16 protein-coding genes and 1 riboswitch are annotated in these 19,800 nt (G+C 60.4%); of the genes, 9 read left to right on the top strand and 7 right to left on the bottom strand.

Going from position 1 to position 19,800, the window contains the following annotated elements; translation table 11 throughout:
- Positions 1-66 precede the first annotated feature (66 nt).
- Together FTE24_RS23520 and FTE24_RS21525 are read left to right on the top strand one after the other, a co-directional pair.
- Positions 67-327 (top strand): helix-turn-helix domain-containing protein, encoded by a 261-nt coding sequence (locus tag FTE24_RS23520; RefSeq protein WP_150230452.1) that lies wholly within the window; start codon positions 67-69, stop codon positions 325-327.
- Between the two features lie 184 nt (positions 328-511).
- Positions 512-1,246: a TMEM164-related integral membrane acyltransferase gene (locus FTE24_RS21525; protein ID WP_150230454.1), complete on the top strand. Its 735-nt coding sequence runs from the start codon at positions 512-514 to the stop codon at positions 1,244-1,246.
- Positions 1,247-1,274: 28 nt separating this feature from the next.
- On the opposite strand, the gene FTE24_RS21520 is transcribed toward FTE24_RS21525, so the two are convergent.
- The gene (locus FTE24_RS21520; RefSeq protein ID WP_150230456.1) at positions 1,275-2,060 is read right to left on the bottom strand and encodes an SDR family oxidoreductase; all 786 of its coding nucleotides are present in this window, start codon (positions 2,058-2,060) and stop codon (positions 1,275-1,277) included.
- 452 nt (positions 2,061-2,512) lie between these two features.
- Between FTE24_RS21520 and FTE24_RS21515 the strand changes: the two genes are divergently transcribed.
- Positions 2,513-2,650 (top strand): DUF1540 domain-containing protein, encoded by a 138-nt coding sequence (locus tag FTE24_RS21515; protein ID WP_202111955.1) that lies wholly within the window; start codon positions 2,513-2,515, stop codon positions 2,648-2,650.
- 142 nt (positions 2,651-2,792) lie between these two features.
- Here FTE24_RS21515 and FTE24_RS21510 read toward each other — a convergent pair whose 3' ends face one another.
- Positions 2,793-4,619, bottom strand: a complete 1,827-nt coding sequence (locus FTE24_RS21510; protein WP_150230458.1) for a glycoside hydrolase family 13 protein — start codon at positions 4,617-4,619, stop codon at positions 2,793-2,795.
- Between the two features lie 272 nt (positions 4,620-4,891).
- Here FTE24_RS21510 and FTE24_RS21505 point away from each other — a divergent pair, with 272 nt between their 5' ends.
- Genes FTE24_RS21505 through FTE24_RS21495 form a run of 3 tightly spaced genes read left to right on the top strand, consistent with a single transcriptional unit; the run spans position 4,892 to position 7,988 of the window.
- A complete protein-coding gene (locus tag FTE24_RS21505; protein ID WP_150230460.1) occupies positions 4,892-5,893 on the top strand; it encodes a Gfo/Idh/MocA family protein in 1,002 nt (333 codons plus the stop codon).
- On the top strand, positions 5,894-6,910 hold the full coding sequence (locus FTE24_RS21500; RefSeq protein WP_150230461.1) for a helix-turn-helix domain-containing protein: 1,017 nt from the start codon (positions 5,894-5,896) through the stop codon (positions 6,908-6,910).
- Entirely contained in the window at positions 6,894-7,988 is a 1,095-nt protein-coding gene (locus tag FTE24_RS21495) for a Gfo/Idh/MocA family protein (protein ID WP_150230463.1), read from the top strand. The genes FTE24_RS21500 and FTE24_RS21495 overlap by 17 nt, the downstream gene beginning before the upstream one ends.
- Positions 7,989-8,662: 674 nt before the next feature.
- Here the strand turns inward: FTE24_RS21495 and pulA are convergent.
- The 5 genes from pulA to gcvH form a co-directional block, all read right to left on the bottom strand.
- Positions 8,663-12,310 (bottom strand): type I pullulanase, encoded by a 3,648-nt coding sequence (pulA, locus tag FTE24_RS21490; RefSeq protein ID WP_237401883.1) that lies wholly within the window; start codon positions 12,308-12,310, stop codon positions 8,663-8,665.
- Positions 12,311-12,531: 221 nt separating this feature from the next.
- On the bottom strand, positions 12,532-13,107 hold the full coding sequence (locus FTE24_RS21485) for a GNAT family N-acetyltransferase (protein ID WP_237401882.1): 576 nt from the start codon (positions 13,105-13,107) through the stop codon (positions 12,532-12,534).
- Positions 13,108-13,231: 124 nt separating this feature from the next.
- Entirely contained in the window at positions 13,232-14,074 is an 843-nt protein-coding gene (locus tag FTE24_RS21480; protein WP_150230465.1) for an SDR family oxidoreductase, read from the bottom strand.
- A 141-nt stretch (positions 14,075-14,215) separates the two neighbouring features.
- On the bottom strand, positions 14,216-14,638 hold the full coding sequence (locus FTE24_RS21475) for an SMI1/KNR4 family protein (protein WP_150230467.1): 423 nt from the start codon (positions 14,636-14,638) through the stop codon (positions 14,216-14,218).
- A gap of 6 nt (positions 14,639-14,644) precedes the next feature.
- Positions 14,645-15,037, bottom strand: coding sequence for a glycine cleavage system protein GcvH (gene gcvH, locus FTE24_RS21470; RefSeq protein WP_141446390.1), 393 nt, complete (start codon positions 15,035-15,037; stop codon positions 14,645-14,647).
- Between the two features lie 244 nt (positions 15,038-15,281).
- Positions 15,282-15,422: riboswitch (glycine riboswitch) on the top strand.
- Between the two features lie 257 nt (positions 15,423-15,679).
- On the opposite strand from gcvH, the gene gcvT reads away from it, so the two are divergent.
- Genes gcvT through gcvPB form a run of 3 tightly spaced genes read left to right on the top strand, consistent with a single transcriptional unit; the run spans position 15,680 to position 19,709 of the window.
- On the top strand, positions 15,680-16,852 hold the full coding sequence (gcvT, locus tag FTE24_RS21465) for a glycine cleavage system aminomethyltransferase GcvT (protein WP_150230469.1): 1,173 nt from the start codon (positions 15,680-15,682) through the stop codon (positions 16,850-16,852).
- Positions 16,849-18,204: an aminomethyl-transferring glycine dehydrogenase subunit GcvPA gene (gene gcvPA / locus FTE24_RS21460; RefSeq protein WP_150230471.1), complete on the top strand. Its 1,356-nt coding sequence runs from the start codon at positions 16,849-16,851 to the stop codon at positions 18,202-18,204. Before gcvT ends, gcvPA begins: the two co-directional genes overlap by 4 nt.
- Positions 18,201-19,709, top strand: coding sequence for an aminomethyl-transferring glycine dehydrogenase subunit GcvPB (gcvPB, locus tag FTE24_RS21455; RefSeq protein WP_150230472.1), 1,509 nt, complete (start codon positions 18,201-18,203; stop codon positions 19,707-19,709). The genes gcvPA and gcvPB overlap by 4 nt, the downstream gene beginning before the upstream one ends.
- The last annotated feature ends 91 nt before the right edge of the window (positions 19,710-19,800 follow it).

Genomic DNA, 19,800 nt, shown 5'->3' with positions numbered 1-19,800 from the left:
TTTTCGCTGTCAAAACCATCAGAAAAAACATCCACCGTCCGATATAAGTCTCAAGGGGTGGTTTTAGTGGCAACTAAGGGACAAACATTTTGCAAGTACAGCTATGAAACGAAGCTTAGAGCCGTTCAAATGCGTATGGACGGAATGACCAAAAAGCAGGTGGCGAAAGAGCTCGGCATTTACGATCTCAATCGTCTAAAGATCTGGATGCGTAAATATAAGGCTGAAGGTGAGCTAGGTCTAATTGACCACAGAGGCAGACGTGAAGATGCTTTTATGGAGCAGGAATTCGTTGAAGACGAGCTGAGTGCCCAGAGCGTCGGATGAATCGTTCGACCGTTTCATGCGCAAAAAGCGGCATCCCCGAATTTTAGCCGACAGGCTACCGGGAATGCCGCTTTTTGACGTGCGTGGCGAATTCTGCGTGCGGTCGGCCATTGACGAATGCCCGGCAATCCCCGAAGATCAAATCAAGAGCTGCACGATTTTTTCAGGAATGGAGGCTGTGCAAGTGTCCGCTGCTTTTTTCTCGTCTTCCGGCTCCGAGCCGTTTACCGCGTTTGCGCCGGCCCATCTGCTTGCGCTGGCGCTGTTCGTGCTCGCGGCGTCGCTGCTGTTCGCCTGCCGCCGGCGTATTCGTTCAAGTCCCCGGCTGGCGCTTGGCCTGCGCCTTGCCCTGCTGGCCGCGCTTGCGGCGTCCGAACTATCCCTACATATCTGGTATGTGACGCAGGACGCCTGGAACGCCCGCTTCACGCTGCCGCTCGAGCTGTGCAGCCTGATGCTGCTTGCGGCGATCCTCATGCTGGTCACGCGCAGCCGGTTTCTGGCCGGACTACTCTTGTTCGCCGGGATCGGCGGCGCGCTGCAGGCGCTGATCACGCCGAACCTGGCGTACGCTTATCCGCATTTTCGCTTCGTGCAATTTTTCGTCGCCCACGCGGCCATTATCCTGTCCGCGCTGTACATGGTCTGGATCGAGCGGTTCCGCGCGACGTGGAGAACGGTACTGACGGCCATGCTGTCGCTGAACGCCATCGCGCTTGCCGTCTACATCCTCGACGTACTGCTCGGCGCCAACTACATGTTTTTGCGCGGCAAGCCGGATACGCCGTCGGTGCTCGACCTGTTCGGCGACTACCCGCTGTATCTGCTCGCGGAAGAACTGCTCGCGCTGCTTATGTTTACGACGCTGCACCTGGTCTTCTTCGTCATTCCGGACGCGCTGCGGCGCGGACGGGGCTGACGCTTCAGAGCCGCGATTAGAACCAGGATCAGAGCAGCGATTCCGCGCCGTCGACGTAGATCTCGGTGCCGCTGATATGCGAAGACTCGTCGGACGCGAGAAACAGCACGAGCTTGGCGACTTCTTCCGGCTTGCCCGGTTTGCCTTTGAGCGGATGGCTGCCTTCGGGATATTCGACCGGAATCGCGATTTCTTGCAGGTCGTCGCTCGGGAACGTGTTTTTGCCGATATTCGTGTCGATCGCGCCCGGGCAGATGACGTTGACCCGGATTTTGTACCGGCCGAGTTCAAGCGCCGCCATTTTGGCAAAAGCGACCTGTCCGGCTTTGGAAGACGAATACGCCGCGAAACCGGTGCCGGAAAAGTCGCGGTTGCCGTTGATCGAGCTTGTGATCACGACGCTGCCTCCTTCTTTTTTCAAAAAAGGAATGGCGTATTTGACCGTGGCGAACGTGCCGCGCAGATTGGTCTCGAGCGTCTTGTTCCAGTCTTCGATCTCCATCGTCTCGATCGGGGCCGCCGCTCCGTTGATGCCGGCGTTGGCGAACACGACGTCGATGCGTCCCCACGCCGCGCCCACTTCTCCGATCGCCCGGCGCACCGATTCCGGGTCCGACACGTCGCATTCCAGCACAAGCGCTTCGCCGCCGGCCTGTTCGATCTCCCGTTTCGTCTCCTGCGCCGTATCCGACGTCAGCTCCAGAACGGCCACTCTGGCCCCTTCCTGCGCGAAGCGAATCGCGCTTGCTTTGCCGATCCCCGAACCCGCTCCCGTTACTACCGCCACTTTGCCTGCCAATGCTTTTGTCGTCATGCTGCGTCTCCTCCTCGGTTCCTCTGTATTTGGCTGGATCGATTTGCTGTATGGACTTGCTGCATGGATTTGTTTTCCATTATCTATTGCGTAACCGCCTCGCTTTTCTATGAAACCGCTTCGAAAACACAAAACCGAAAATGTTTTCCGGATTCGGCGTTTACGGTTGAACATTCCAAAACGATATGCTAAATTAAAAAGAGCAGTTTGAGACTGAGTCTCATTCTCCCGAGAGTGACTCTCATTATCTTGACAATGAAATTCATTATCCCGACAATGACTATCATCCTCACTAAAACCGAACATTCCGAGCCTTTTTTATAAATAATATTCATATTTTTTTAAAAACGCGGGTTGCGGACCCGCTTATTCGTGTTATATTGGTTTTACAAGATTTGTTGCCCTGACAGAAGGTTCGCAGCAAAAAACCAATATAAACGGAGGTTATCATCATGTCTGATATCAAATGCCAAGTTTCGGATTGCACCAACTGGGACGACAACACCTGCACAGCCGAGAAGATCGAAGTCGTCTTCGCTCCCGACCACACGGCGGAATGCACGACGTTCGAAGAAAAGCAGACCGCGTAATTCCAGTCTCTGACCGAACGCAGCTGTTCGTCGCCTGCACATCATACGAAAAAGCGGTCCCCCTTACCGGGGACCGCTTTTTTTGCGTATGGATACGGAATGCGCGACCGGGATGCGCGATCGGGACACGCGGCTGCTGCGCTTACAGCGGTTCCGGCGCCGCGTCGGCGCGGTCGCCGTCCAGCCGGTACACGGCCGATTGGTACGGCAGCAGATGCAGCCGGTATTGGCCCGCGCTCAGCCGGAACGGAGCGCCCGCCCCGGCGCTGCCCGCATGCGCCGGAGCGCTTCCGAGCAGCAGTTCGCCCGCTTCGGCGAGTTTGGCCCATTCGGCGTTAACCGGGCATTCCCGGGGCTCGGCCGAGAAATTGATCAGCACCATCCAGCGTTCATGCTGCGCTTCGCGGATATAGGCGAAGATCCAGTCGTCTTCCAGCGGAAGCATCGTCAAATCGCCGTGCGCCGGCACGGGCGACTGCTTGCGCAGTTCGATCAGCCGGCGGTAATGGTGGAATACGGAATTGCGGTCGGCGCGTTCGTCTTCCGCGTTCGCTTCGCGTCCGTCCGGCGACAGTGGAATCCACGGCGTGCCGGTCGTGAATCCGCGCCGCTCGCCGCCGGTCCAGTGCATCGGCGAACGCGCGCCGTCCCGGCTGCGCGCATGCACGCTGCGCAGCACGTCTTCCGGCGCTTCGCCTTCGCCCGTGCGCCGCTTGTACGCGGCGACCGTCGCTTTGTCGCGATAATCGTCCGGCGAGCCGTAATCGGCGTTCGGCATGCCCAGTTCTTCGCCCTGGTACACGAGCGGGGTGCCGGGCAGCGTATGCAGGAACGTGCCGATCGCTTTGGCGGCCGCCTGATTCAGCTCGCCCGCTTCCGCTTCGGACTTCCCGGCCGCACCGCCGAACAAAGTCCCGATCATGCGCGGATGGTCGTGCGTGTTCAGGTAAGTGGCGTATGCACCCCGCCCGAACACTTCCGCATGCCAGCGGACGACGCTTTCCCTAAGCGTCACGGGCGACCAATCGGGATCGATTTTCCACGGATTGCCGAAATCTTTGCCCAGCCGGATCAGCTCCATCTGGAGCACCATATCCATTTCGCGCCGCTCCGGCGCCGTGTAGCGGACGACTTCGTCCATCGTGACCGTCGGCGCTTCGCCGAGCGACAGCGTGCCCGGATACCGGCCGAACGTCTCTTCGTGCAGCTCGCGCAGCATCTCGTGAATACGCGGACCGTTTTTGTAAAACTGCTGCCCTCTCGGGTGACGGGCTTCTTCCGGCGCATTCGGAAAAGACGGGTCTTTCGAAATCATGTTGATCGCGTCCAACCGGAACCCGTCTACGCCTTTGTCGAGCCAGAAGCGGATCATTTCGTACAGATCGCGGCGCATGTCCGCGTTTTCCCAATTCAGATCGGGCTGTTTTTTATCGAAAATATGCAGGTAGTATTCGCCCGTCGCTTCGTCGAGCTCCCAGGCCGATTCTTCGGAGAAGGAACGCCAGTTGTTCGGAGGTCCTCCGTCTTCGCCCGGCGGCTTCCAGATATAGTAATCGCGATACGGATTGTCGATAGACGACCGGGACGCTTCGAACCACGGATGTTCGTCTGACGTATGGTTGATGACCATGTCCATAATCAGCCGAATGTCGCGCTCGTGCAGCTTGGCGATCAGTTCTTCGAGCTGCTCCATCGTGCCGTACGCGTCGTGAATCTTATAGTAATCGCGAATATCGTAGCCGTTGTCTTCCATCGGCGAATCGCATACCGGACCGATCCAGACGGCGCTGACGCCGAGTTCCGCCAGATAGTCCACCTTTTCCAGCATGCCGCCGAGATCGCCCCAGCCGTCGCCGTCGCTGTCTTTGAAGCTTGGCGGATACAGCTGGTATAGCACCCCTTCCTTCCAGTAATCGCCGCTGCCCGGCTGTTCTTGTTCCCCTGTTCGTTTTTGCTGCTGCGACTCCATCGCGCTCCTCCTTCTTGCCGCGGCCTGCCGCCTGCATGGACGTCCGGGCCGGGCTGCTTGTGTCCAGGTACCTACCTTTAGGGGATAACCGCAAACGCTCGCCGTTAAACAACAGGCAGGGCGGCGATCGCGATTTGCATGGCGGACCGAACTTCATGTCGCGATCTTGAACATGAAATGTCGCGACGTTTTAGTGAATTCGGAACAACGCTATGCTATTTTAAGGAGGGAAATGTCAGAATTTTAGATATCGATTACAGGAGGACGACACATTGACGATTCGCATAGGCAAAGCCAGTCTCTGGCATGTGCACGCCTGGGATTATATCGGTCAGGCTCAAGAACACGGCGATACGGAAATAACGGCGGTGTGGGACGAAGTGCCGCAGCGTGGACGCGAAGCGGCGGAGAAGCTCGGCGTGCCTTATTACGAGACGCTTGAAGACATGCTGTCTTCCGGCAGCGTGGACGCGGTCATCGTCGATGCGCCGACGAACCGCCATAAAGAAGTGATCGTCGCGGCGGCTCGGGCAGGCAAGCATGTGTTTACGGAAAAAGTCATTGCGACGACCGCGGCGGAAACGGCGGATATCGTGGCGGAAATCGAACGTGCCGGCGTTAAGTTGACCGTCTCGCTGCCGCGTCTGAACGACGGCTACACGCTTGCGATCTCGGATATCCTCGAACGCGGGCTGCTCGGCCGGGTCACGTACGTGCGGGTGCGGCTCTCCCACGACGGGGCGCTGGCCGGATGGCTGCCCGAACACTTCTACGATGCCCGGCAGTGCGGCGGAGGCGCGCTGATCGATCTCGGCTGCCACCCGATGTACCTGTCCGCCCTGTTCCTCGGCGAACCGGTCACCGGCGTCAGCGCCAACTTCGGCCATATCACGGGCCGCGAAGTCGAAGACAACGCGCTGTCGACGCTGTTCACGGCCTCCGGCGCGATCGCTTCGGTCGAAGCGGGCTTCGTCAACGCGCATTCGCCGTTCACGATCGAAGTGCACGGCACGGAAGGGACGCTTCTGTACGGCACGCCAGAGAGCAAGCTGCTGCTTCGTTCCAAACGCGACGAGAGTCTTGCCGACTGGACCGAACAGACGCTGCCGCCGAATCGGGAGAGCGCTCTCGAGCAGTGGGTCCGGCATATCCAGACCGGCACGACCGCTGCGGAAAACATGGCCGCGGCCGTCGAACTCTCTGCGCTGATGGAAGCTTCCAACCGTTCCGCACGCGAAAAACGCGTCGTGTCGCCGAAGGAGCTGGATCGGTAGATGACGGTACGTTTCGCGCGCGCCGGGTTCCCTTACGAAGCCATGTTCGACAAAGGGGACATTCTGGAGCGGCTTGATATCGCGGTCCATTGGGGCCATTACGAAATCCGCGTGCTGCGCTTCCATCTGACGTCGTTCGAGCCGGGACGCATCATCAATTTCCATAATCATTCGACGTACGAGTTCCATTTTATTCCGCGCGGAGCGGGCCGGGTCATTCTCGGCGACCAGCCGCACTCGCTGTCGGAAGGGCTGCTGTATCTGACCGGGCCGGGCGTCATGCATTATCAGGAAGCCGACGGCGCCCAGGCGATGGACGAGCTGTGCCTGCACGTCGATATCGTGCGCCGGCCCAATCCTTCCGTCGATCCGTGGGAAGCGGCGGAAGCCGAAGAATGCATGCAGAAGCTCGGCGCGCTGCCGCTGCGACCCGCCGCCGATAGCCACGGCGCCATGCCGTGCTTCCTGCAGGCGTACGAAGCGTGCGAGAGCAAACGGATCGGCTATTATACCGATATCCGCATGCAGGTGATCGGCATTCTGCTCAAAACGATTCAGGCGTACGATTCCGGCGATATCGGCACGGAAGCGCCCAGCCGCGATATGGCGGCTTACCGTTACGATTACGCCGTCCGCTACATGGAAGCGAATTACACGTCCGGCCTGCGGCTGGAAGACGTCGCGGAGAAGCTGGATCTCAGCCCGCGGCAGCTGCAGCGCATTTTCCGCGGCGTCGATCGCGACCGGCCGTTCAGCCGCGTGCTGGAAGACATCCGCCTGCAGGCCGTCTGCGACCGGCTGCGGACCGGCAGCTTGTCGATCGAGCGGATCGCGGAACTCGAAGGCTTCTCGACCGCCGCTTATCTGCATACCGTTTTTCGCAAACGGATGGGGTCGTCCCCGTCCGTCTACCGCAAAGCCAAACAATCCGAGCTGCACCGGCATCCCGCCGACACGCCGCCCGGACAGATCGACCACTCCCCAAACGAGGTGAATATCCATGAGCAAAACGTATAAAATCGGCATCGTCGGCTGCGGCGGAATCGCCAACGGCAAACATCTGCCGAGCCTGAGCAAATTGAACAACGTCGAACTGGTCGCTTTCTGCGATCTGGTGCCGGAACGCGCGGCCGAAGCGGCATCCCGATACGGAGCCGAAGGAGCCGCCGTCTATACCGATTACGCCGAACTGCTGCGCGACGCTTCGATCGATATCGTGCACGTCCTGACACCGAACGAATCGCATGCGACGATCTCGATCGCCGCGCTCGAAGCGGACAAACACGTCATGTGCGAAAAGCCGATGGCCAAAACGGCCGCCGAAGCGCGCCGAATGGTGCAGGCGGCGCAGCGCAGCGGCAAAAAGCTGACGATCGGCTACAATAACCGGTTCCGCCCGGACAGCCAGCATCTGAAAAAAGCGTGCGAAGCCGGCACGCTCGGCCATATCTACTACGCCAAAGCCCACGCGATCCGCCGCCGTGCGGTTCCGACCTGGGGCGTGTTCCTCGACGAAGAGAAGCAGGGCGGCGGCCCGCTGATCGATATCGGCACCCACGCGCTCGACCTGACGCTGTGGATGATGGACAATTACAAGCCCAAAGTCGTGCTCGGCACGAAGTACCACGAGCTGTCCCAACGCGAGAACGCGGCCAACGCCTGGGGCCCGTGGAACCCGGCCGAATTCAAGGTCGAAGATTCCGCGTTCGGCATGATCGTCATGGAGAACGGCGCGACGGTCACGCTGGAATCGAGCTGGGCGTTGAACTCGCTCGACGTGGATGAAGCCAAATGCAGCCTGAGCGGCAGCGAAGGCGGCGCGGACATGAAGAATGGCCTGCGCATCAACGGCGAAGAATTCGGCCGACTGTACACGAAGGAAGTCGACCTCTCCGCCGGCGGCGTAGCTTTCTACGAAGGCAGCGCGCAAAGCGATGCCGACGTGGAAATGTTCCGCTGGATCGAAGCGATCCAGCACGATCTGACGCCGACGGTCACGCCGGAACAGGCGTGCGTCGTCTCGGAAATTTTGGAAGCGATCTACGAATCGGCCCGTACAGGCAAAGCGGTGTATTTTGACGGTTCGGAAGGGTGAATGTCTGCTGAAAGCGGCAGGACGGGGGACGTGGCGGCGCGGATGGCGTGGCAGCGCGGGGGACGCGGCAACGCGAAGTGCGCCGTTTATAGGCAAGTAAGAAGCAGGCTCTTCCAAAGAGCCTGCTTCTTTTTTTTATTATTAGGCAATTGTGTAAAAAGACGATTGTCTAAAGGCGAATGTCCAATTCTCAAGTGTATGTAGGCAAATTTTGTCCTTGCGCTCGTTCTTTTGCAAAAAGCGGCGAGCAATAACTGCGAGAGGGCAGTTATTTTCTTCGGGCTGCCTACGCTGCGAGAAATAATTGCGTAAGAGCAGTTATTTCATCGCTTGGGCAGTGAAAAGCTCTTTTTTCCGCAAAATAAGTGGATCTGTGCAGTTATTTGCGATCCGGGCGGCTTTTGAGCGAAAATAAGTGGATTCACGCAGTTATTGCTGCTGCGGATCAAGATTGAGGGGATTAGCCTGCTAACCTGCACACTCGATAAGGCCGTTTTCGCATATAATCTGATCGGGCTGCCAAAGTTTGCATAATCGTCGCAGTCCGGTCCGATCTTCTTCGTTACGGAATACGCCGAAAAAACCCGACCCTCCGTGTAGAGAGCCGGGTTGTTCGATATTTGGAACGCCGCCTGTTGGGCAGCTTGCCCGTCGGGCCGCTATCCGGCCGCCGCTTAGATGCCTGCGCCGCGGTCTTGGCCGTCTTTTGGCGCTTCGGTGCCGTCGTTTGCGCCTTCGCCGGCCTGTTCGTCGGCTGCAGGGCGTTCCTCTTCGCCGGCGCCGTGTTCGGACTCCGGCTGCTCCGCAGCCCGGCACTGCGCGTCTTCGCCGTTGGCGGCGGGATCATCGGAGCCGGCCGCGCTCGGCTGTGCCGGTTCGCTGTAGCCTTCGTCGGCCTGCACAGACGACAGTTCGGCTTCGGAGACCCGAGCGAACCGGGCTTCCGCTTCGGCCGCTGCATCCGTGCCGTGCGGATCGGCCGAGGCCGCTTCCGCGCCTTCGACATTCGGCCCGGTCGATCCGGCTGCCGATTCGGTCTGCGCGATTCCTATGGCCGATTCGGTCGGGCCGTGCTCGTCGGGCCGTGCCGGATCTTCAGTCAGATCCGCCGATTCGGCTTGTTCGGTCCGATCCGAGCCTTCGACCCGACCTGCCTGTTCGGCCTCGTCGGCCCAATCCGCCTCTTCGACCCAGTCGGACTGTTCGCCCTCCTCGGCCCGACCCGAATCTCCGCTATCCCCGGCTGCAGCGCCGGTTCCCGCTTCACCAACTCCGACTTCGTCTTCGACTCGTTCTCCAGTCGCCTCGCCGTCTCCGGCTCCGCCCGCTTCGCTACCCGCCGCAGCTTCCGCCGCTCGGCCCGCCTGCTCCGCGCGCTCGTCGGCTTCGAGCTTCCAGCGCGCGAACTTTTCCTGCTCCGCCGGAATGTCGGCTTCGTTCAGCGCTTCGGCGGAGACGCGGAATTCGCCGCTGCGAATCCGGATGCGGACCCAGCCTCCGGTAATGACGCCGAGGTCGATGTACCGGTCGGCGGCAATGTCTTTTTTCTCCCATTCTTCGTGCCGAACGATAAAGCCGAGGCTCGCAGCATCGGGTGCCACTTCAAGCAGCACCGACGCCACGCCGCCCTGCTCGCCGAGGAAATCGACGCGCCGGCTGCCGAAGGAAGCGCCCCACATCCACAGGTTCCAGCCCGCGTAATCGAGATCTTCGCGCTCGTATTCCAGAATGAGCTTGCGCGGCGTATATTCGCGCACTTTCAGCGCGAGCTGCGCCTGCACGCCGTCGCCGGACACCGAGATGACGGCGCGGCCCGGGCGCATGCCCGTTACGCGGCCGGCCTGGTTGACGGTCGCGATACCGACGTCGCTCGAACGCCATTCCAGGCGCGAAGCGGACATCGGGTTGCCGAACGGATCTTTCGGTTCGGCCCGCAGCTTGAGGCTGCGCCCGACGTACAGGCGGCGCACTTCGTCTTCCATGGCGATGCCGAGCTGGTGCAGCGTGCGGCGCTCGATCAGAATCGCCGTGCTGCTCTGCATATCGCCGCAGACTGCGGTGATCAGCGCCCGGCCCTGCCCGATCGTCCAGGCCGAACCGTCGCGCCGGATGATGATCTTCTCGGGATCGGAAGACAGGTACGAGACCTGCACTTCGGGCATGCGGCGCCCGCGCTGATCGCGCACGGTCGCGTGCAGGAACACTTTCTCGCCGGGCTGGACGACGCCCGGCATATTTTCCCATTCGAGCTGCGCAGGCTCCGGCACGTAATCGTCTTCGTCGTCGTACAGCACCAGGGTCGACAACGGCGGTACGCTTATGTAATCGCCCGTCTCGCCCAACACCTGCGTGCCGGCCCGGCGTCCGTCGACGACGATCTTCCACGGCCGGCCGCGCGCCGGCAGTTCGATGCCCTGCTCCGATTCCGTCGCGTTGTGCACGACGGCGATCGTCCGCCACAAGTCGCCGCCGGCATGGTCGTTCAGCGTAAAGCCGACGACTCCGCCGTGCATGCGGAATACGTCCATATGTTTTTCGATATCGCCGCGCGTCTTGAGGCGGAATGCCCGGTGCGAGCGTCTCAGCTCGATCAGTCCCCGGATATAATCGGTGACCGCATGGAACCGGTCTTTGTTGTTCCAGCGGATCGCGTTGACCGCGTCCGGGCTGCGGTAGCTGTTATGGTCGCCGAATTTGCTGCGCAGCAGCTCGTCGCCCGCGCTGATAAACGGAATGCCCTGCGAAGTGAGCACGAGCCCGTAAGCGAGCAGCTGTCTTTTGACCAGATCGTGATCCAGCGGATCTTCGCCAAGCATACGGTGCGGATCGCAGGCCGCGACCGCTTCGGCCGCTGTCTGGCCCGACGCCGGCTTGCCGTTATCGAATTCGATCAGCCCCGCCGCTTCCCACTGTCCGCGCGACTTGACCAGCTTGTCCCACAGAATCAGGTTGTCGTGCGCGGTAACGTAGTTGACGCTCTCCGCCGGTTCCGCCGCGAAATCGTGGACCGACCCGCGCAGTCCCTGCGCGACCTCGCCTTCCTTGCCGGACGCGCCGCTGATAAAGCCGGTTCCCCAGCCGTCGCCGTCGCCTTTGAGCGCGTTGCGGAAGTTGTCGTTGAACACGGCGAAGCCTCCGCCCTGCTGGGACCCTTTGAGCGTCAGCTCGCGCAGCGGCGAATCCAGCGCGGTCCACGGCTCGCCGTAGATCAGAATCGTCGGATCGACTTTCTCGTGCAGCACCGACGCGACCGTGCGCATCGTCGTCGTGTCGATCAAGCCCATCAGGTCGAACCGGAACCCGTCGATATGGTATTCTTCCGCCCAGTACAGCAGCGAATCGAGAATGTATTTGCGCACCATCGGGCGTTCGGTCGCCAGTTCGTTGCCGACGCCGGAACCGTTGCTCAGCTGTCCGTATTTGTTGAACCGATAATAATAGCCCGGCACGACCGGATCGAACGGCCCGTCTTCGACCGAAAACGTATGGTTGAACACGACGTCCACGACGACGCGGATACCGCGGGCATGCAGCGCCTGTACCATCTTTTTCAACTCGCGGATCCGGGCTTCCGGATTGTGCGGATCGGACGAATACGAACCTTCCGGCACGTTGTAGTTTTGCGGATCGTACCCCCAGTTGTACGCATCGGGCGTCACGTCGCATTCGTTGAGCGTACAGTAATCGTATACGGGCAGCAGATGGACATGCGTCACGCCGAGTTCTTCCAGGTGGTCGATACCGACCTTGCGCCCTTCCCGGGTCCGGATGCCGCTTTCGGCAAACGCCAGATACTGGCCGGAATGGTTCATTTTTGCATCTTCCGAAGAAGAAAAGTCGCGCACATGCAGCTCGTAGACGACCGAATCGATTGCATGCCGCAGCGGCGGGCGAAGATCGTTCTCCCAATTCTCGGGATCGGTGCGCTTCATGTTGACGATCGCGCCGCGCTGACCGTTGGCCGACGAAGCTTTGGCATACGGATCGACCACGTACCGGCTGTTCTCGTGCTCGCCGATTTTGTACGTGATGTGGTAGAGGTAATAATATCCTTCGAGATCGCCCGGCACGACGATGCTCCATACCCCGTACTCGTCTTCTTCCATCGTCAGTTCGCGCCCGCCGGAATGGTCGGTCACCCGCCCGTCGGCTTCGTACGTACCCGCGTCTTCGTAAATCGCGATCCGCACCTGTTCCGCGCCGGGCACCCACACTTTGAACGTGCAGTACTGCGGCGAAAACGTCAGTCCCAAATCCCCGTAGGGATAAGCTTCGAAATCGGGACAGTCCAGCGTATCGTTAAAGTTCAGCATGTCGGTCATATCCCTTCCCCCTCGCTCCAAAATCTTGTTTGTCCATGCGATATTGCGGGCATGCGGCGCAGCGGCTGCGCGCACCGCCCGGCTTCCTAGTTATATTGGACGCAAATCGCCCGACGGACGCACTTTTTCTACACTTTTCACCTAAAAAAAACCTCCTGCGCCTATGAAAAAACGGAGTGTCGTCGACACTCCGTTCTCTTGCCGCGGTCTTCGGACCGCCGTTACGGGTTGAGGCGCAGCCCCAAAATGACGAGATCCCGTTCCACTCCGTCCAATACGGCCACGCGCGGCAGATTGCCCCACGATTCGAACCCGTATTTTTGCAGCAGTCTCAAGCTCGGCACGTTATGTCCGAATACGAAACCGAGCAGCGTATTCACGCCGAGCGCCGGGCTTTCCGCGATCGCTTTCTCCAGCAGACGGCTGCCGGCTCCGGTGCCGCGCAGCGCCTCGTCGACGTAAATGCTTACTTCGGCGGTGGCGTCGTAAGCGGGCCGGCCGTAGAACGACTGCAGGCTGATCCACGCCGCGACGCGGCCGTCGCGACGCATGACCCAGAGCGGACGGCGGGACGGCTCGTGCTCTTCGAACCAGGCGAGGCGGCTCTCGACCGTGATCGGTTCGAGATCGGCCGTCACCATGCGTCCCGCTATCGTCGAATTGTAAATGTCCACGATAGCCGGCAGGTCTTCGAACGCGGCCAGTTCAATCGCCGGCACCGGACCGGATGATTGTGGATCAATTGTCGTTGGATCGGATGCCGGTTGACCGGATGCCGCTTCTTTGGATGTCGTCATGTCTTTTCCCCCATCGTCGTATCGGCCGATCGGAATCGGCCGTCAAAATTTGGACTTCCCCCGTTTGGACTTTCTTTGGCTGCATCCCATTTGCTCCGAAGAACCGTTGTGCGAAAAGGACGCCTCACAGACCGACTTCGCGCTCGCTCCATGCCCACAGGCGCGCGGCCGTCTCGTCGTCTTCCGCTTTGCGGTCCAGGCGCTTGGGGCGGCTCCGGTAAAAGTATTCCCGCGAAATGCCTTCCACTTCCGGGCTGTCCGCCAAATAAACGGCTGTCGAAGCGCCTTCTTCCGGCGTCTGGAACGAAGGCATCCGGCCGAGCGCCCGATACACGCCCTGCCCGAAGCCTGTTCCGCGGTTGACGCCGAGCTGCGTCAGCACGGCTCCCGGATGCAGCGAGTTGACGGCGACGCCGTCCGCATATAGGCGCAGCGCAAGCTCGCGCGCGAACAGGATATTCGCAAGCTTGGACTGGCCGTACGATTTGACGACATTGTATCCGTCCCGCAGATGCGGATCTTCGAAATGGATACGCCCCGCCTTGTACGCGCCGGACGCCACGACGACGATCCGGCCGCCGGCCGGCTTGATCAGGTCCAGCAGCAGATTCGTCGCCAGAAAATGACCCAGATGATTGACGCCGAGCGCAAGCTCGAAGCCGTCCTTCGTCTCCTGCCGCTTGGGGCTGACGACGCCCGCGTTGTTGATCAGCACGTCGAGCGACGAAATACGCCCGTGCACGTCGTCGGCAAAGCGGCGGATCGAAGCCAGATCGGCCAGATCGCACAGCACAAGTTCCGCCGAGCCGGGTCCTCCGGACTGTACAATCCGCTCCAGCGCTTCTTCCCCGCGTGCCCGGCTGCGGCATGCCATAAGCACCCGATACCCTTTTTGGACCAGACCGGCGGAAGTCGCCAAGCCCATGCCCGAATTCGCTCCTGTTACGAGCGCCGTTTTGTCCGTCAATCCGTTCGCCTCCTTCGCACTTCTCCAGTTTGTGTCGGAACGGTGTTCGCTTACTGTCCATCATAAACCAGGGCGCCGGTCCGTGACAATTGGATAAACGACAAAAAAGCCCGCGACCGACGCGCAGGCTTCAAACGTTGGCTACTCTTCCCACAGCAGGTCGACGAACTCGTCGAACGAATCCGTAATAGGCAGCAGTTCTTCGCCGTCCATGAGCCAGATATAGATCCGGCCCAAGTCGGCCCGTTCGCCGAGCGCGATCATAAACGAGCTGCCTCCCTGATCGTACGCGAACGGAAACAGACCTTCCAGCTGCGGGAAAGCTTCCAGCAGATCGAGATACAGCGTCTCCGCCGGCAGGGTGCTGTAACGGATCGGATTGAACCCGCCAAAAGCCATCCGCTGCCGCTCCATCCGCTCTTCCGGCAGGTAGCCTCCGTTGAACTTCAAATAGTGCGTCCTAAAAGAAAGCGGGAACACAAAGCCGAACCGCCGCTCCAGCGCGTCCAGATCGGCGGCCGAGATCGGCGCTTCGCTTTCTTCCAGCCTTATCGGGGTTGTCATCCCGAATCAGTCGGCCTGCTCGGCTTCGTACTGCTCGGGCGTCAGCAGACCGGCAAGCAGCCCTTCCGCCGCGCCGTCCGGCTCGATTTCGATCATCCAGCCTTCGCCGTACGGTGCGCCGTTGACGAGTTCCGGTTCGGTCTCAAGTGCGCCGTTGACCGCCGCGATCGTGCCGCCGACCGGACAGAACAGGTCGGAGACCGTTTTGACCGATTCGATCGAACCGATACTGCCTTCCGCTTCAACTGCCGCGCCGGCTTCCGGCAGTTCGACGAACACGATATCGCCCAGTTGATGCTGCGCAAAATCGGTAATGCCCAGACGCAGATTGCCGTTTTCCAGCTTTTCCACCCATTCGTGATCTTTGGTATAGTACAAACCCGCTTTGACTTCGCTCATTGTAAGTTCGCTCCATTTCGGTGTATTGCCGAACATTCGGCTGATGTGCTGTTTGCGTTGTTCGGGAATTTTCAATGCTTTTAGCTTACGGCAGCCTATTTGACGTGTCAATGTTCCTCACAATATTTTTTGGACTCCGTAAAGTTTTGTTGACAATGGGGTGCCGCATCCCTTAATAATTAGGATAAAGCATTTGATCCGCATTTGGCAAAACACGAACGTTCGACGATTGACGCATAGGCGAGTGAAAGCATAGGGAGAGAGCACCGGAAGCGAAGAGAGCTTTGCGGGTGCCGCCGAAGGAGTAAACCGAACATTGGCGCGTGTCGATCAGGACGCTGCGCGAAGCGGCGAATCTCTCAGGCAAAAGGACCTGTGCCGGACGCCACTCTGGAGAGCATCCGCGCAGCCGGAATTTTCGAACCCGGACCGCAGGCGGATCACCCAAGGGGAAACCTGCTGCATGTCCCGATCGCACTTGATCGGAATTCGGCGGCGGGGTAACTCTCAGGTATCAAGGACAGAGCCCTTTCGATCAGGCCCTTTTTTCGCTTCGGCGACCTAAAGAGCCGGTCTTTGGGGACCTGTCCTTTTTCGCGCCATCCAACACCAAATCCGATTTCCGAAGGAGACTCTTACACGATGACTTCTCTCAAGCGTACCCCGCTCTACCCGCTGTATGCGGAGACCGGCGAACCCCGCTGCATCGATTTCGGCGGCTGGGACCTGCCTGTTCAGTTCTTCGGCATTCAAAAAGAACACGACGCCGTGCGAGAACGTGCGGGATTGTTCGATGTTTCGCATATGGGCGAATTCATGCTCAGCGGCGAAGGCGTCGAAGACTTTCTGTCGATACTTACGACCGGCGATATTCGATCGCTGGCAGACGGACAAGCGGTCTATACGTTCATGTGTTACGAAAACGGAGGCGTCGTGGACGATCTGCTCGTCTACCGGATCGGCACGGGGCAGTACATGCTCGTCGTCAATGCCGGCAATATCGACAAAGACGCGCAGTGGATCAACTCGCATCTGCCCGAATCGGTCGAATTCCGCGATGTCTCGGAAGGCACCGCGTTAATCGCGCTGCAGGGTCCGGCTTCGCTGGAAATTCTCAAGCAGGTGTGCGCCGAGCCGGCGCTCGACGAGCTCAAGCCGTTTCACTTCATCGCGACGAACGCGTTCGAAGGCCCGGCGGCTTATGTGTCCCGCACCGGCTACACCGGCGAAGACGGCTTCGAGATCTACGCCGATCCGCAGGTCGCCGCCGTTATCTGGCGCGATCTGATCGCTGCCGGCGAACCGCTTGGGCTGCTGCCGTGCGGACTCGGCGCCCGCGACACGCTGCGCTTCGAAGCCAAGCTGCCGCTGTACGGGCAGGAGCTGTCGGCGGACATCACGCCGCTCGAAGCGGGCCTCGGCTACTTCGTCAAGCTCGGCAAAGGCGACTTCATCGGCCGCGCAGCGCTGGCCGCCCAGAAAGAAGCCGGCGTGCCCCGCAAGCTCGTCGGCCTGGAGATGATCGACCGCGGCATCGCGCGTTCGCATTATCCCGTCTTCGCCGCAGGACGCCGGATCGGCGAAGTGACGACCGGCACGCAGTCGCCGACGCTCAAGCGCAATCTGGCGCTGGCGCTGATCGACGCGGAATTCGCGGCGATCGGCACGAAGATCGAAGTCGAGATCCGCGGCAAGAAGCTGCAGGCCGAAGTCGTCAAAGCTCCTTTTTACAAAAACACCCCGGCGCACAAAGCGCTTATTCAACATAGCCCGTCCGACAACGCCCCATCCGAAAAAGGAGTGAATACGCCTTGAAAAAGCACCGTTATATTCCGATGACCGAGCAGAACGAACGCGACATGCTCGCCGCCGTAGGCGCGCAGAGCATGGAGGACCTGTTCGTCGATATTCCGAAAAACGTCCGTTACGAAGGCACGCTGCCGATGTCCGGCGTTCTGGACGAAGCGGCGCTGCTGCGCCACATGACGCAGCTCGCCGGCAAAAACGCCGACAGCGACCGCTACGCCAGCTTCCTCGGAGCCGGGCTGTACGATCACCAGGTTCCGGTCGTCATCAACCACGTCATCTCGCGCTCGGAATTTTATACGGCCTACACGCCGTACCAACCGGAAGTGAGCCAGGGCGAACTGCAGGCGATCTTCGAGTTCCAATCGTACATCTGCGAGCTGACCGGCATGGAAGTCGCCAATGCCAGCATGTACGACGGCGCGACGGCGATGGCCGAAGCGGCTTCGCTCGCAAGCGGCGCCACCAAACGCAAAAAGATCATTATCGCGAGCACGGTGCATCCGGAGACCCGGGCGGTCGTGCGCACGTACGCGTACGGACTCGGCATCGAAGTGGTCGAAGCTGGCTTCGAGAACGGCGTGACCGACCTGAAGCAGCTGGAAAAGATGATCGACGGCGATACCGCGGCGGTACTCGTTCAATCGCCGAACTTCTTCGGCGCTGTGGAAAACGTCAAAAGTATCGGCGAACTCGTCCATGCGCAAAAAGGACTGCTGGTCGTCAGCGCGAACCCGCTGTCGCTCGGCCTGCTGGAAGCGCCGGGCCGGCTCGGTGCGGACATCACGGTCGGCGACGCGCAGCCGCTCGGCATCTCCGGTTCGTACGGCGGCCCGACCTGCGGCTACTTCGCCGTCTCCAAAGCGCTTATGCGCAAAATTCCCGGCCGCATCGTCGGCCAGACGACCGACAAAAACGGCAAGCGCGGCTTCGTGCTGACGCTTCAGGCGCGCGAGCAGCATATCCGCCGCGACAAAGCGACGTCGAACATCTGCTCCAACCAGGCGCTGCTCGCTTTGTCCGCTTCGGTGTACCTGTCCGTTATGGGCCGCCAGGGCATGATCGACGTCTGCGACCTGAATCTCAAAAAAGCGCACTACGCCGCCAAGCAGCTCGGTTCGATCCATGACGTGAAGCCCGCTTTCACTTCGCCGTTCTTCAACGAGTTCGTGCTGAAGCTGCCGGAAGGCACGGACATCGACGCCCTGAACGAAAAGCTGCTGGAAGAAGGCTTCATCGGCGGCTATAACCTGTCGCGCGAGTATCCGGAACTGGGCAGCGCCCTGCTGATCGCCGTCACCGAAAGACGTTCCAAGGAAGACATCGACCGCTTCGCGGAAATTTTGGAGGGAAGTCTATGAACACGAGCCTCGATCTGACGACGCCGACAGGCTTCGACGCCAAAGAAGATTGCGCCCTGATTTTCGAACTCAGCACCCCCGGCCGCGTCGCTTATTCGCTGCCGGACTGCGACGTGCCGGTCAGCGAAGAAGAAGCCGCGGACTGGCTCCCGGCCGAATTCAAGCGCAGCGATGCCGCCGCCCTGCCGGAAGTGTACGAAGTCGACGTGATCCGCCATTACACGGGATTGTCCCGCCGCAACTTCGGCGTGGACAACGGCTTCTATCCGCTCGGCTCCTGCACGATGAAATACAATCCGAAGATCAACGAAGACGTGGCCCGCTACGCCGGCTTCGCCAAGATCCACCCGTATCAGCCGGTGTCGAGCGCGCAGGGCGCGCTTGAGCTGATGTACACGCTCCAGAATGACCTGGCCGCGCTGACCGGCATGGACGCCGTCACGCTCCAGCCGGCCGCCGGCGCGCACGGCGAATGGGCGGGCCTGATGATGATCCGCAGCTACCACGAAGAACGCGGCGAACATCAGCGTACCAAAGTGATCGTGCCCGACTCTTCGCACGGCACCAATCCGGCGAGCGCGACCGTGGCCGGCTTCGAGACGGTGACCATTCCGTCGAACGCCAAAGGCATGGTCGATCTCGACACGCTGCGCGCCGCCGTCGGTTCCGACACGGCCGCGCTCATGCTGACCAATCCGAGCACGCTCGGACTGTTCGAAGAACAAATCGTCGAAATCGCGCAGATCGTGCACGAAGCGGGCGGCCTGCTCTATTACGACGGCGCCAACTCCAACGCGATCATGGGCATTACCCGGCCGGGCGACATGGGCTTCGACGTCGTGCATCTCAACTTGCACAAAACGATGAGCACGCCGCACGGCGGCGGCGGTCCCGGCGCGGGTCCGGTCGGCGTCAAGTCGATCCTGATCCCGTACCTGCCGGCTCCGGTCGTCGAGAAGCTCGAAGACGGATCGTACGATTTTGCCGCCGCGTCGCCGACTTCGATCGGCCGCGTCAAAGCGTATTACGGCAACTTCGGCATTCTCGTGCGCGCCTACGCCTATATCCGCACATACGGCCCGGACGGCCTGCGCCGCGTCTCCGAATGCGCCGTGCTCAACGCCAACTACATGATGGCCCGCCTCAAAGACCATTACGAAGTGCCGTTCGCCGGCCCGTGCAAACACGAATTCGTCATGAGCGGCAGCGGCCTGAAAAAATACGGCGTGCGCACGCTGGACGTCGCCAAGCGGCTGCTCGATTTCGGGTATCACCCGCCGACCATCTATTTCCCGCTCAACGTCGAAGAGTGCATCATGATCGAGCCGACCGAGACGGAAAGCAAAGAAACGCTCGACGGATTTATCGACACGATGATCCGGATCGCCCGCGAAGCCGAGGAAAATCCGGAACTGCTGCTGAACGCGCCGTACACGACGCCGGTTACCCGTCTCGACGAGACGAACGCCGCGCGCAAACCGGTGTTGAACTGCGCCTGCAGCTAAGCCGATCCCGAAGTCCGCGTGTGTATATCCCTTTCTCTCCCGCCGCTTTCCGGACTTTTCCGGAAAAGCGGCTTTTCTTTTGCCACGCCCC

It is taken from the genome of Saccharibacillus sp. WB 17, from assembly GCF_008634075.2.
Classification (GTDB): Bacteria; Bacillota; Bacilli; order Paenibacillales; family Paenibacillaceae; genus Saccharibacillus; species Saccharibacillus brassicae.
The sequence above is the reverse complement of the archived record's forward strand: the minus strand, read 5'-3'. Positions and strand labels throughout refer to the sequence as shown.